Annotated in this window: 10 protein-coding genes; 6 read left to right on the forward strand and 4 right to left on the reverse strand. The window is 58.7% G+C overall.

All coding sequences use genetic code 11. The features are described 5' to 3' along the window. Positions 1–71: 71 nt before the first annotated feature. Together PK28_RS13495 and PK28_RS13500 are read left to right on the forward strand one after the other, a co-directional pair. Positions 72–1,418 (forward strand): alpha-amylase family glycosyl hydrolase, encoded by a 1,347-nt coding sequence (locus tag PK28_RS13495; protein WP_052430565.1) that lies wholly within the window; start codon positions 72–74, stop codon positions 1,416–1,418. A gap of 112 nt (positions 1,419–1,530) precedes the next feature. Then, positions 1,531–2,481, forward strand: a complete 951-nt coding sequence (locus PK28_RS13500) for an aldo/keto reductase (protein WP_044514666.1) — start codon at positions 1,531–1,533, stop codon at positions 2,479–2,481. Positions 2,482–2,588: 107 nt separating this feature from the next. Here the strand turns inward: PK28_RS13500 and PK28_RS13505 are convergent, their stop codons facing one another. The 3 genes from PK28_RS13505 to PK28_RS13515 all read right to left on the reverse strand — a co-directional run bounded on the left by PK28_RS13505 (position 2,589) and on the right by PK28_RS13515 (position 6,880). Then, positions 2,589–3,356, reverse strand: a complete 768-nt coding sequence (locus PK28_RS13505; RefSeq protein WP_082017114.1) for a manganese catalase family protein — start codon at positions 3,354–3,356, stop codon at positions 2,589–2,591. Positions 3,357–3,552: 196 nt separating this feature from the next. Next, the gene (locus PK28_RS13510) at positions 3,553–5,703 is read right to left on the reverse strand and encodes an FUSC family membrane protein (protein ID WP_044514669.1); all 2,151 of its coding nucleotides are present in this window, start codon (positions 5,701–5,703) and stop codon (positions 3,553–3,555) included. Between the two features lie 109 nt (positions 5,704–5,812). Next, positions 5,813–6,880: a transglutaminase-like domain-containing protein gene (locus PK28_RS13515; RefSeq protein WP_231576162.1), complete on the reverse strand. Its 1,068-nt coding sequence runs from the start codon at positions 6,878–6,880 to the stop codon at positions 5,813–5,815. A 177-nt stretch (positions 6,881–7,057) separates the two neighbouring features. On the opposite strand from PK28_RS13515, the gene PK28_RS13520 reads away from it, so the two are divergent. From PK28_RS13520 to PK28_RS13530, 3 genes are all read left to right on the forward strand, one after another. Continuing rightward, the gene (locus tag PK28_RS13520; protein ID WP_044514671.1) at positions 7,058–7,447 is read left to right on the forward strand and encodes a VOC family protein; all 390 of its coding nucleotides are present in this window, start codon (positions 7,058–7,060) and stop codon (positions 7,445–7,447) included. A 344-nt stretch (positions 7,448–7,791) separates the two neighbouring features. Continuing rightward, positions 7,792–9,693 carry a phosphoglycerate dehydrogenase gene (serA, locus tag PK28_RS13525; RefSeq protein ID WP_044514674.1) on the forward strand — a complete coding sequence of 634 codons (1,902 nt, stop codon included), beginning with the start codon at positions 7,792–7,794 and terminating at the stop codon, positions 9,691–9,693. A gap of 17 nt (positions 9,694–9,710) precedes the next feature. After that, on the forward strand, positions 9,711–10,292 hold the full coding sequence (locus tag PK28_RS13530; RefSeq protein ID WP_044514676.1) for a hypothetical protein: 582 nt from the start codon (positions 9,711–9,713) through the stop codon (positions 10,290–10,292). A 47-nt stretch (positions 10,293–10,339) separates the two neighbouring features. On the opposite strand, the gene PK28_RS13535 is transcribed toward PK28_RS13530, so the two are convergent. Next, positions 10,340–11,695, reverse strand: a complete 1,356-nt coding sequence (locus tag PK28_RS13535; protein ID WP_048826046.1) for a D-alanyl-D-alanine carboxypeptidase/D-alanyl-D-alanine-endopeptidase — start codon at positions 11,693–11,695, stop codon at positions 10,340–10,342. Between the two features lie 379 nt (positions 11,696–12,074). Between PK28_RS13535 and pyrG the strand changes: the two genes are divergently transcribed. After that, entirely contained in the window at positions 12,075–13,724 is a 1,650-nt protein-coding gene (pyrG, locus tag PK28_RS13540) for a CTP synthase (RefSeq protein ID WP_044514680.1), read from the forward strand. Positions 13,725–14,031 lie beyond the last annotated feature (307 nt).

Genomic DNA, 14,031 nt, shown 5'->3' on the forward strand with positions numbered 1-14,031 from the left:
GGCCCATTCCCGGCCGCTGCTTTTCCCGTACACGGCCGGAGTTTCTTGTGTATCTGTAGCTTCTCTTGCCTGTGTCTGATTACGCTGCCCACCCCGATGCCCACCGCTTTCAGGTTCGCCACCCGGAGTGGGCGGCTAATGCTACTATTTACGAGGTAAATCTACGCCAATATACCCCGGAAGGCACTTTTCGGGCATTTGAGGAGCACCTGCCGCGGCTGGCGGCAATGGGCGTCAGTATTGTATGGCTGATGCCCATTCACCCCATTGGCGAGGTCGGCCGCAAAGGCACTTTGGGCAGCCAGTATGCCGTGCGCGACTATTTAGGGGTGAACCCGGAGTTTGGCACCCTGGACGACTTGCGCCACCTGGTGCAAACCGCGCACGGCCTGGGTATGCAGGTGCTGCTGGATTGGGTGGCCAATCATACCAGCTGGGACAACCCGCTGGTACTGGAGCATCCGGAGTGGTACCAGCGCAATGCCGCCGGCCAGCTCCTTCCGCCCGTGCCGGACTGGACCGACGTGGTAGCGCTGAATTACCAAAACCGGGAGCTGCGCCGCTACATGACCGATGTGCTCCTGTACTGGGTGCGCGAGGCAGATATTGACGGCTACCGCTGCGACGTGGCTGGCCTGGTGCCCACCGATTTCTGGGACGAAGCCCGACAAGAGCTGGACCAAGTAAAGCCGCTGTTTATGCTGGCCGAGTGGGACGAGCTGTACCCCTCCGGCGGCCTGAGCTGGGAAGACTTCAACAGTGACACCAGGCTGCTGGAAAACGCCTTCAACATGACCTTCGGCCTGCGCCTGCACTACCTGCTCGACCACATTGCCGAAGACAAGCAGCCACTCAGTGACATTGCTGTTTACCTGGCCGCCGAGCGGGCCAAATACCCGCCCTCGGTGTATTTGATGCACTTCACCAGCAACCACGATGTGAATACCTGGGACGGCACCGAGTATGAGCGACTGGGCCCACTGGCGCTGGCCTTTGCCGTGCTCACGGTGCTACTGCCCGGCATGCCGCTGGTGTATTCCGGTCAGGAAGCCGCCCTGAGCAAGCGCCTGGCCTTCTTCGATAAAGACCCCATTGACTGGCAGGATTTCCCGCTACAGGATTTCTACACGCGTCTGCTCCAGCTCAAGCGCCACCACCCTGCCCTGCGCAACGGCGACACGACCAGCCATTTTCAGCCCCTGGAAAGCGCCCCGGAAGTGTATGCCTTTATCCGGCAGAAAGGCCCGGCGGCTGTGCTCACGGTTATCAACCGGGCCCCGGCCGACCGTGAGTTGGCCTTGCCTCCTGCCGCAGAAGGCGCCTGGATGGATATTTTTCGGGATGAAATGGTTTTGTTGCGGCCTGATGAAAAGCTGACGGTGTCCGCATACGGCTGGCGGATACTAACCCGGCAGTAAATCTGGCTCCGGGTGCCCAACCGGTGCTGTATTTCAGCACCCTCACAACCAGCCCACCCACTTACCGGTTACTACCGGATATTCCAACCTGTCTTCCTAAACTCATTATTGCATGCAACAACGTGAACTGGGCTGCTCCGGCCTGCATATAGCCCCGCTGGTTTTGGGCGGCAATGTTTTCGGCTGGACGGCCGATGAAGCTACTTCTTTTCAAATTCTGGATGCTTTTGTAGCCGGGGGCGGCAATGCCATTGACACCGCCGATGGCTACTCTGTGTGGGTGCCGGGCCACGTAGGCGGCGAGTCGGAAACCGTGATTGGCAAGTGGCTGAAGCAGCGCGGCCGCCGCGACGACGTGGTGATTGCCACCAAAGTAGGCTGGGAGGTGAATGCTGAAAACAAAGGCCTCGCCAAAAACTACATTCTGCGCGCCGTAGAAGGCTCCCTCAAGCGCTTGCAAACCGACTACATCGACCTGTACCAGTCGCACAAGGACGACCCCACTGTGCCGGTGGAGGAAACCCTGGAAGCCTATGCCCAGCTGGTGAAAGAAGGCAAGGTGCGGGCCATTGGGGCTTCCAATTTCTCGGCGGCACGGCTGCGCGAGTCGCTGGCGGCCAGTGAGAAGCACGGCTTCCCGCGCTACCAGAGCCTGCAGCCGCTATATAACCTCTATGACCGCACCGAGTTTGAGCAGGAGCTGCTGCCGCTGTGCCGGCAGGAGAACATCGGCGTAATTCCTTACTACGGGCTGGCTTCCGGCTTTCTCACGGGTAAATACCGTTCAGCAGCCGACCTGCAGAAAAGCCCCCGCGGCGGCGGCGTGGGCCAGAAATACCTCAACGAGAAGGGCCTGCGCATTCTAAAAGGGCTTGATGCCGTAGCCGACCGCCATCAGGCAACACCTGCCCAGGTAGCCCTGGCCTGGATTATGGCCCAGCCCGGCCTCACGGCCCCAATTGCCAGTGCCACCAGCGTGGCGCAAGTGCATGAGATGCTGCCGGCCTTGCAGCTGCAGCTCTCCGCCGAGGATTTAGCGACACTGGATAAAGCCAGCGCATAAATCAGCCGCCCGTCATGGGTGGGTAATCCAGAAAAAATACGGCCTCCCCAAGCTTTGATTAGTGCTTGGGGAGGCCGTTTGGTTGGCGTTTGACTGAAGCTACCGGGTTACCGGACGGACCGATGGATTTCGCGCTCAATGTCTTTGTGCGTTACCTGGTCCTCCATTTTGGCAGGCTTCATCGGCGACTCTACAAAGTTGAAGAAAGTATCTTCATTCCAGGGGCCGCGCACGTCCCGGTCGCCGTTTTGGCCGGGGCCGGTGGAGGCATTGAAGTACTTATCTACCACGCCGGGCGTGGGGGTTAGCAGGCCCACTTCCAGCGGGTCTTTGCCCATGCTGTCCAGGGCCAGCATAAAGGATTTCATATGGGTGATTTCGCGCGTCATCAGGAACTGCAGGGCATCTTTGGTGCCGGCGTCGTCGCAGAAATTTATCAGGCGCTCATACACGATTTTGGCGCGGGCCTCGGCGGCAATGTTGCTGCGCAGGTCCACGTCCAGCTCGCCGGTAATCTTCAGATAGTCGGCCGTCCAGGGGTTGCCCTGGGAGTTGAAGAGGTTAACGCCGCCGCCGCCGGCAATAGCTACCAGCGGATCGGCCTCAGCCAGCTCCCGGGATTCTTTGGTGGGCTTGAGGTGCAGGCGGGCCAGGGTGCCAATAATTTCCAGGTGGCTGAGCTCCTCGGTACCAATATCCATCAGCAAATCCTTGCGACCTGGGTCGTCGCAGTTCAGGCCCTGAATGGTGTATTGCATGGCGGCGGCCAGCTCGCCATTGGCGCCGCCAAACTGCTCCAGCAGCATATTGCCAAACCGAGGATCGGGGGTGCCTACGCGCACCGTATACATTAGCTTCTTCACGTGATGATACATAACTACCAGCTTTAAAGGTGAATGATAAAGAAGGGTGTACGCCTCCTTTTTCCTGCCTGTTTCCGCCGGGGCCGGCTTTCTACCGGATGGCCCAAATTATGTAGCCAGTATGGTTAAGCACTAATATTCAGATAGTTCAACTTCCTGTCCGAAGTACCAGCACCCGCCAGCCGTGTGTATTGCAAGTCTGGTTTAATCAGGCCAGAGCGGCTTCCGTCACTTTGCTGATGTCCTGGCTGAGCTGCCGGATGAAGGCAAGCTGCTCGGTGAGAATCTGGTCGTCGGGGGTGCGGGTGGCGGGCGCCGCGGGGGCCTGGGCCGGGGCTGACTCCGGGGTGGCCGGGGCCGCGGGCGTGGCGGGGTCCAGGCGGCGCAGGCTGGTGCTGAGGGCGGCCATGGCCTGGCCTAAGGGGCGCTGCTGCTCCGGGGGCACCGTGGCGCCGGGCTGGGTGGTAAGGGTAGCGCCCAGGGTGGCAATGTTGGAAGAAAGGATATGGTTGAGTACTACAAACTGCTGCACTTCCTCGCTGTGCTGCCGCTTACTCTCGGGCTCAGAAAGCATACGCTGAAATGCCGCCGAGAGGTTGGCGGAGCTGATGTACACGGCTTTGCGCACCAGCTTGTACTCCGTGAGCTGCAGGGGGCGGCCCGCCAGCCGGTCGGCCAGCTGCTGCAGGTAGCGCAGATTGGCTTCTACCACCTCCCGCATGAAATGGCGCAGCTGGTTGGCCTCCCAGGTAGGAAACAGCAGGTAGCCTGCCGCCAGCGCAATGGCGCAGCCCAAGAGGGTATCAATTACCCGCTCACCCAGCAGCTGCAGAAAGCCCAGCCCCAGGAAAGTGAACATAATGAGCAGGAAGGGCGTCATCAGAAACACCGAAACCACATAGTTGCGGCGCTGGAAGCTGTAAGTGCCTATCATCAGCAGCACCATCAGTACAAAGCGCAAGGTGGTGTCGGTTATCAGCCACAGCAGCACTACACCCAGCAAACCGCCGCCAATGGTGCCCAGCACGCGCTGATAGTTGCGCTCTTTGGTGAGGCTGAAACCCGGCTTCAGCATGAAGGCGCAGGTCATCACAATCCAGTAGCTGTGGTGCCCGAAGGAAACCAGTTTAGCCACCCCAAAGCCAAACAAACACGCCAGCCCCATGCGCACGGCGTGCCGGAACACCGATGATTTTACGGTGAGGTTGTTGAGCAGCAAATCCGGGGAGAGGTTCTCGCGGGCTACAAAACGGCGGTACTCCACCGGACCCACATCCCGGCGGCGCGTGGGCGAGGTGGGGTCAAAGTACTGCACCAGCGCTTGGAGCTGCTGCTGCATGTTGCGGAAGTTCACCAGCACCTTTTTCAGCATCAGCACACTCAGGCCGGATTCCTGTTCGGCCAGGGCATCAATGCGGGCCTTCAGCTGGTCCAGCTCGGCGGTCCAGTCGGGGCGGGTGTGGTAGGCGCGGTTGGAATGGATGGCCAGACCAATTTCATCCAGCTCTGCGGCCATTTTCCGAATCAGGCGGGCCATATCGGGCAGCAGGCCCGTGGCACCAAAGCGCTGACGCAGGGCGGCGTAGTCGTAATACGTAGCCGTTATGTGCTCATACAGGTCTATAGCCTCAATAAAAGCAAACATAAGGGCCCGGCCAATGCCGGTGGAATCTTCTACCAGCTGGCGGCTTTTGAACAGCAGCTGCCGCATGGCATCCTGCCGCTCACTTACCACTACCTGCTGAGCCAGCAGCACCCGGTAGGCAGTATTCAGGTCTTTCTCCGGCTCATAGAAATCAGCCTTCAGCTCCAGAAACTTGGCAATAGCATGCATGCACTCGCCCAGGGCCCGCTCTACCGGGCGGTAGGGCCGCACCTGCCGGGTAAGCAGGCTGGCAGCGGTGTACCACAGCCCACCCACCGACACCAGGGCCGCATACTGCAGCACCTGCCGGGGTGTGAGGGGCTGGTCCATCATGATAATCATAACCAGCAGCGCGGCCGTGCCCACGGCGCCAGCCCGGATGCCATATACCATCAGCATAGTAAAGCAGAAGCTGAACAGCAGGATTTCAGCGCCCAGCACGTACACATTCAGGCGGGCAAAGCCCGTGACCAGCGCCACCAGCAGCATACAAAGCACGCAGGCCAGCATGCCGTTGCGCTTGTGCAGGGTGGGCCCGGGAATATCGGTTACGCTTACGCTCAGAGCTCCCAGGGAAAGAATAAAGCCAGCCTCCAGCTGGTTTAGATACGCACAGATAAGGCCCGGAATCAGTACCAGCAGCGTAACGCGGAGGCCATCGGCCAGGTCCTGCCCGAAGAGAAAAAACTGAAGGCGGCGGGTGTCAAAGGTCATCAGCGAGGAAAGGGCCGGCGTGGGCTTTTGCAGCGGCTTAAATACGCAACTCCTACGTAGCAAACCAAGGTAATGATGGCCGCGCTGTCGGAAATGCCCGGGGCCGCTGCTAGCGGGTGGGGCTGGCTACCGGGCTAACATCCGCGTAGCGAAACTGCTTTTCCAGAGCTGTGAAGGGCCGGCCATCTACCTCGGCGTATGGGTAGATGAAGTAATTCAGCGGCTGCCCTTGCTGGCTGGGGGCCAGGGTCAGGTCGCGGCCCCGGGTAAACTCCACGCGGTTTTCATCGTGGGCCCCGAAGAAGTAGTTGCGGCGGGCCGGGTCCTTGGCGGCTTCGGAGGCATCAATGGGCACCCAGCCGGTTTCCGGAGTATAGAACTCGGCCCAGCAGTGGTAGCCCTTAATTTCTCCGGCCCCGCGCTGGGCGGGCAGCGGGAAACCGATGCTGAAGCGGGCGGGAATGCCCACGGCCCGGCAATAACCAATGAACACGGCGTGAAAATCGGTGCAGTTGCCGCGGCGGGCGTCGCAGGCATAGTAAATATCTCCCTGGCCCCAGCCCTGCCCGGTTTTATCGTATTTCACGGTGGATACCACGTGGTTGTAAATGGCCTGGGCTTTGGCCAGCGGCGTAGTGGCGTGCGCCTTGCTCACTACTTCCTGCGCCCACTGCCGGATCTGGCCGTCCAGGGGCACGAGGTGGTCGGGGGCCAGCCAGCGGGCCAGGTCGGCATCGGCGGGCGGTACCGGGTTGCGGGCCTGGGCCGGCAACGAGGCCTGCAGCGGGTTGCGGTGCTCCCGGCGCACGGCACTAAAACGCATGGTTACGGTAAAATCTGCCGCCGGGGGACTCAGTAATTTCAGGTGCAGCACCCGGTTTCCGTGCTGGGCGGGCAGTATCTCGTACGGATAAGGGGAAGTAATTTCCAGCTGATCAATATCCTGCCAGGTATCGGAATGCGGCATGGGCAGCCATAGGTTCAGCTCCTGCGCGCCCTGCGGGGCCGGGTGCACCGTGGTGGAGTACTCAAAGGTAAAATGGCGGGTGCGCATGGGTTCAGTCGGGTTTCCGGGGCGGGCAAACATAGCGCCGCCAGCCATCAGCAGCAAGGCCAGCACGGGCAGCAACCGGGGCAGGCGCAGGCGCCCCAACAAAAGACTCCGGAATTTCAGCAAGGCTGTAGAATTAAGAAGCGGGTGGGCGTGAAATCAGGCTGGATATGCTCGCTTTCCCGCGCCCTGATAGGGGGCAAAGGTACGCTCATATTTAAGATGGTGCCGGCGGCCGGCGGGTGCTTCGCCTATAAATAGGGCATTTACCGATATTGCCGGCCTGACCCTTATCCGCTTGCTATGCTACCGCTACTTCGTATTCATCATATCGCCATTATCTGCACCCAGTACGCCGTTTCGAAGCGGTTTTACACCGAGATACTGGGCCTGTGTGCCCTGCGGGAAGTATACCGGGCCGACCGGGACTCCTGGAAGCTGGACCTATCTCTGGGCGGCGAATACATTATAGAGCTGTTCTCGTTTCCGGCACCGCCCGTGCGGCCCACCCGCCCCGAGGCCGCCGGCCTGCGCCACCTGGCCTTCGCCGTGGCTGATCTGGAGGCTACCATTCACCGACTGGATGCGCACGATGTCGCCTCGGAGCCCATTCGGGTAGATGAGTTCACGGGGCGGCGCTTCACGTTTATTGAGGACCCGGATGGGCTGCCGCTAGAGTTTTATGAGGTCTGAGGGCCGGGGAAACCACTTATAAAAACAATGCCCCGACCGTTAGGCCGGGGCATTGTGGCATCCACCTGGCCGCGCGAAGCGGCCAAATGGGCTTGCATGGTATGCCTCCGAATGTACGGTTTCGTGCATCCGGAGTTGCCCTGATATGCTGCGCGCCAGCCGGTGCATGTACCAAGGAGAAAGGCATAAGGCGAGGAAAACAGTTTCACAGATATCCGTTTTTCAGTGGGACCTAACCGCCTCCGTTACGTTGTACCCAGCGGTAGCTTTGTTTTGTTGGAAATGCAGAACCTGCCCTCCCCGCCTATCCGTTATTGGCGGTTCCGCCCTACCTTGCCCCCACTATGCCTCAGTCGTCGCCACCACTTCCTTATCTTATTATTGATTTCGACAGCACTTTTACCCAAGTTGAAGGGCTGGATGAGCTGGCCGACATTGCCCTGCAGGGCAGCCCCGACCGGGAAAGGATTGTGGGCGAAATCCGGGCCCTTACGGACCAGGGCATGAGTGGCAATCTGAGTTTTGCGGAGTCGTTGCAGCAACGGCTGGCGCTGCTGCCGGCCCGGCGCGAGCATATCGGGCAGCTGGTGGAGCGGCTGAAAGGGCTGGTTTCCGAAAGCATCCGGCGCAACCAGGCGTTTTTTCACCAGTTTGCCGGCCGCATTTACGTGGTCAGCAGCGGCTTCCGGGAGTTTATTGAGCCGGTAGTGGCCGAGTTTGGCATCGGCCCCGATTTCGTGCTGGCCAACACCTTCACCTACGACGCAGAAGGCCGCATCACCGGCTTCGACGCCGAAAACGTGCTCAGCCAGAACGGCGGCAAAATCCTGCAATTGCGCCAGCTGGACCTGGAGGGCGACGTGTACGTGCTCGGCGACGGCTACACCGACTACCAGATTCGGGAAGCGGGCCTGGCCAACCGTTTCTACGCCTTCACGGAAAACGTCAGCCGCGAGGCCGTGGTGTCCCGCGCCGATGAAGTCCTACCCTCTTTCGACGAATTTCTTTACCAGAATAAACTGCCCATGACGCTCTCCTACCCCAAAAACCGCATTAAGGTCCTGCTCCTTGAAAACCCCGACCCGCGCGCGGCCGAGCTGTTCCGGCAGGAAGGCTACCAGGTAGACCTGGTGCCCGGCGGCCTCGATGAAGACGAGCTGGTGGAGCGCATTGAGGGCGTGAGCATTCTGGGCATTCGCTCCAAAACGCAGGTGACGCCCCGCGTGCTGGAAGCCGCCAACCGCCTCATAGCCATTGGCGCCTTCTGCATCGGCACCAACCAGATAGCCCTTACGGAGTGTATGAAAAAAGGCGTGGCTGTATTCAACGCTCCTTTCTCCAACACCCGCTCCGTGGTAGAGCTGGCCTTGGGCGAAATCATTGTACTGGCGCGCCGCATTCCGGAAAAGAACCCCAAAATGCATCAGGGTGAGTGGGATAAGTCCGCCAAGGGTGCGTTTGAAATCCGGGGTAAGAAGCTGGGCATCATCGGCTACGGCAATATTGGCGCGCAGCTTTCGGTGGTAGCCGAGGCCGTGGGCATGCAGGTGCTTTACTTTGATATTGCCGAAAAGCTGCAGCTGGGTAATGCCGTAAAGTGCCGCACCCTGGACGAGCTCCTGCAGCAGGCTGACATTGTAACCATGCACGTGGATGGCCGCCCGGAAAACACCAACCTCATCGGGGCCCGGGAGTTTGCGCTTATGAAGCCCGGCACTATCTTCCTCAACAATGCCCGCGGCCACGTGGTAGACGTGCCCGCCCTGGCCGATGCCATCCGCTCGGGCCACCTGGGCGGCGCGGCCGTAGATGTTTTCCCCTACGAGCCCAAAACCAATCACGAAACCTTCGAAAGCGAGCTACGCGGCCTGCCCAACGTGCTGCTCACGCCCCACATTGGCGGCAGCACCTCGGAGGCCCAGCGCAACATCGCGGAGTTTGTGCCCGAGCGCCTGATGCAGTACGTGAACACCGGCAACACCCAGCAGAGCGTCAACTTCCCCAACATTCAGCTGCCGGTACAGCAGGCTCACCGCCTCATTCACATTCACCACAACGTGCCCGGCGTGCTGGCCCGCATCAACAACGTGCTGGCCGCCCACTCCGTGAACATTCTCGGCCAGTATCTCAAAACCAACGAGCACATCGGTTATGTAATTACCGATATCGACAAGGAGTACGAGCAGGAGGTAATTGGCGAGCTGCGCAAGGTGGAGCACACTATTAAGTTTCGGGTGCTGTACTAGAGGGTTGTTTTTAGGCTATGAATCTGACAAAAAAGGAGCACTTAAGCAGTCTTCGGCAAAGCATCCGTGAAGCGAAGGCTACTGGTGATAATGCTCAGTTGAATGCTTTAACTCAGGTTTTGTCCTTTTGGAAGGAGAAAAGTAGTGTACTTCAACTTGCTGCTTTATTGACGCCTTTGTACGACCGAGTTATCCATTTTTTTGTAGCTGATGCTTTTGCTCATGCTAAGGATGCAACGGTTGTTCCACTGTTATTAGCGGCTGCAAGAGCTCCTGAAAACATTAATTATAGAGCTACATTCATCTGGCCTTGCATTAAATATGATTGCACGGAGTACTTAGATTTTTTTATTGATTTCCTTTTACAATATGATGACCCTGATGAAGCTACGCTTGCGTGCGTTTATGTAATAAAAGCAATGAAAGGCCCATTTGAGCCTAAGCAGGTCAAAGCTTCAATAACCGCTCTTTTGCAGCGCAACAGCAATCTAACTACTCATGATTTGGCCTTACAGGACGAAGTATTTACTGTACAAGCAGCTTATGCTCTGCTGGATAAATATTTCGCTCAGATTGATTCTAAGTGGAAAGACAGCTAGTAGCTGCTTACTCCTTAGAAATTCAGTACTAGCAGGTAAGATTCATATTACATCCGCTCCCGCACCTGAGCCAGCACCTTCTGCATCTCCTGGCGGATGGCGCTGGATTCCTGCACGTGGTTGTTATTCATGAAGCTGAAGGCCAGTAAGCGGCCTTTTTTGGTGCGCAGGTAGCCGGCCAGGTTGTGCGTGTTGGAAAGGGTGCCGGTTTTGCCCCACACCCAGGGGCCGCGCTGGTCGTGGTAGAGGCGGCGGAGCGTGCCGTGCCCGCCTCCGGCGGCCAGCAGGCTGAGCAGGCGCTGCTCGGGCACTTCCTGGTGCAGCTTCAGCAGCAGCACGGTCATGTCCCGGGGGGTGATGAGGTTCTGGCGGGAGAGGCCGGAGCCGTCTACCCACACGGGTGCATCGGGCAAATCATGCAGGTACCGCTGTTTCATGGTGCGAATGGTGCGGGCCGTATTCAGGGAATCGGGGCCCAGGCGGCTGGAGCACATCAGTAGCAGCTGCTCGGCCAGGAAGTTGTCGCTCACCTGAATCATGCGCCGGTACAAGGAATCGACGGGCAGGCCGGCCAGGGTGTGCACCTGCTCCTGTGCCCGCGCCTGCCACGGCGCGGGCAGGATAGGCCGGTGCAGGGTATCCTGCAGCAACGACATCAGCAGAGCCGGGCTGGTGCGGAAAGGGGTTTCATCCACCCAATTTTTCTGGATGGGCATCACGAAGAACTTATTTTCCAGCACCGCCCGTCGCACATGGTCGGAACGGTTGAGGTAGCCCGAGGGGGCGGGCTCAATGCTGGCCGTGAATACCTGCGGCAGCACCAGGGGCTGGGCTTTACCGGCGCGGGCGTAGAAGCGCACGGTGTGGCCATAGATGGGAAATGGGCCGCGCTCCGGCTGGTAATAGTAGTTGTAGTCGTCCCAGCTCCAGCCGGGTCCGAAGGGCTCAACGCAGGGAATTTGGGCGTAGAACAGCTTTTCGGGGCGGCGCTGCAGGAACTGAAAAGCGGCCCGGGAAGGCACGTCGCCGTGCAGCAGGGTAGGGTCGCCGGTGCCCCAGAAGATGAGGGAATCCTGGCGCACCACGTAGCGCAGGCTGGGCAGGGAGTCACCCAGCAGATGCAGGCCGGCGTACAAACTGAACAGCTTCATGGTACTGGCCGGCACAAAGTATTCTTCGTCGCGGTAGCTGAACAGCCGCTCCCCCGTGGCGGCATCGGTAATACTAAGGCCTACATGGTGCTGCCGGAGGACCGGCGAGTGTGCCACCAGCTTATACAGCCAATGGGGGCCGTTCTTACCGAATAAAGCCAGTTCGGCCGCCTCCTCTTCATCATTGGCCGCAGCCTGAAAAGCTACACCAAAGCCCAGCAGAAGTAGCAGGAAGTAAAGTTTGCGGTGCATAGGCTATTTGCGCCTGCAATTTTGCTTTCAGCGCTGATTACGTAAGAGGTAACAGCACCTAATTAAAGCATTACTTTAATGCAATGTCAAGCATCAATTTCACAATACTACTGCTTACTTCTGTTAATCAGATACTTAAGCAATAAAATATTTTTACACTTGTACTTCTTAATTTATTTTCAAGGTGTTTGATGGGGTGTGACAGGCCTTTTAAAAGCATTTGCAACGGCTCAGAAAACTAATCCACGGAGCCTATTACTGCCCGACTTTAACTGCCTCCCCTACCCTGTTGGCGGAAACAAGGGAAGGTGTTTTTTTCCGGCAAATGTGTTTCCGGTCCGTCGGCCTTCCACTTATTACCCTACCTTTGTTTCCCGTTATGCCAGACCGAATTCTCCCCCCCACGGCTGCAACGGCCAAGTTCATTTTCGTAACCGGAGGAGTGACCTCCTCGCTGGGCAAAGGCATCATTTCGGCCTCCCTGGCCAAGCTGCTGCAAGCCCGCGGCTTCCGCGTCACCATCCAAAAGTTCGACCCCTACATCAACATCGACCCCGGCACGCTGAACCCCTATGAACACGGGGAATGCTACGTGACCGACGACGGTGCCGAGACTGATCTGGACCTGGGCCACTACGAGCGTTTTCTGAACGTACCTACCTCCCAGGCCAACAACGTTACCACGGGGCGCATCTACAACCACGTCATCAGCAAGGAGCGCGAAGGCGCCTACCTCGGCAAGACAGTGCAAGTGGTGCCGCACATCACCGATGAGATTAAGCGGCGCATGCTGCTGCTGGGTCAGGACGATAAGTTCGACGTGGTTATCACCGAAATCGGGGGCTGCATTGGCGACATTGAGAGCCTGCCCTTTGTGGAGGCCGTACGCCAGCTGCGCTGGGAATTGCCACCGAATGACTCTTTGGTGATTCACCTCACCCTGCTGCCCTACCTGAAAGCGGCCGGCGAGCTGAAAACCAAGCCCACCCAGCACTCCGTGCGCGACCTGCGCGAAGCCGGCCTGCAGCCCGATATTCTGGTGTGCCGCTCGGAGTACCCCATTCCGGCCGAAATGCGCCGCAAAATTGCGCTGTTCTGTAACGTCAAAATCAACTCTGTTATCGAGAGTCTGGATGCGGACAGCATCTACTCGGTGCCGCTGCTGATGCTGAAGGAGCAGCTCGACGACCGGGTTATCAAGAAAATGAAGCTGACCGGCGGTACTACGCTGCCCGATCTGGAAGCCTGGAAAGACTTCCTGGGCCGCCTGAAAAACCCCACTGAGGAAGTAACCATTGCGCTGGTAGGCAAATACGTGGAGCTCCCCGACGCCTACAAGTCCATCAACGAATCCTTTGTGCACGCCGGCGCGCAGAACGAGTGCAAAGTGACCGTACGCAGCATTCAGTCCGAGAACATTAACGCCGATAACGTGGCCCAGCTGCTGCACGGCGTAGATGGCGTGCTGGTAGCCCCTGGCTTTGGCGAGCGGGGTTTTGAGGGCAAAGTAGCGGCCATTAAATATGTGCGCGAAAACGGCATTCCGTTCTTCGGCATTTGCCTGGGCATGCAGTGCGCCGTGGTAGAGTTTGCCCGCAACGTGCTGGGGCTGAAAGATGCCAGCTCTACGGAGATGGACCCGCACACCAGTGCCCCCGTCATTGCCATGATGGAGGAGCAGAAAAGCATCACCCAGAAGGGCGGTACCATGCGCCTGGGCGCTTACGACTGCGAGCTGCGCAAGGGCTCCAAAGCCGCCAAAGCTTACGCCCGCAACCACATCAGTGAGCGGCACCGCCACCGCTACGAGTTCAACAACGAGTACCTGCAGCAGTTTGAGCAGGCCGGCATGCTGGCCTCGGGCATCAACCCCGACACCGGCCTGGTGGAAGTGGTAGAGCTGGCCAACCACCCCTGGTTTGTGGGCGGGCAGTTTCACCCGGAGCTTAAAAGCACCGTGCAAAACCCGCACCCGCTATTTGTGCGCTTTGTGAAAGCGGCCATTCAGTACCACAAGGGTCAGTTTTAGGCGCTGGAGGCCGTGCCATGGCGAGCCCCGCGAAGCCATCCGTCCTCTGAAACGTATAAAACCCTGAGATGTGAAAAGCCCTTGACGTACTGCACGTCAAGGGCTTTCTGGTAAAAGAGCGTTGGTCACATATGAGAGGACGGATGGCTTCGCGGGGCTCGCCATGACCCACCTCCGGACAACGGACAACTGGCTTCTGATATATCACAACTGAATATTCACGGAGAACTGCGACCTTTGTGCCCGCATTGCCTGGCATTTGTTGGGCGGCTTTTCCTGCTGCAACTCTTTTTTTGCCCTCACCTCT

The organism is Hymenobacter sp. DG25B, assembly GCF_000801315.1.
Taxonomy (GTDB): domain Bacteria; phylum Bacteroidota; class Bacteroidia; order Cytophagales; family Hymenobacteraceae; genus Hymenobacter.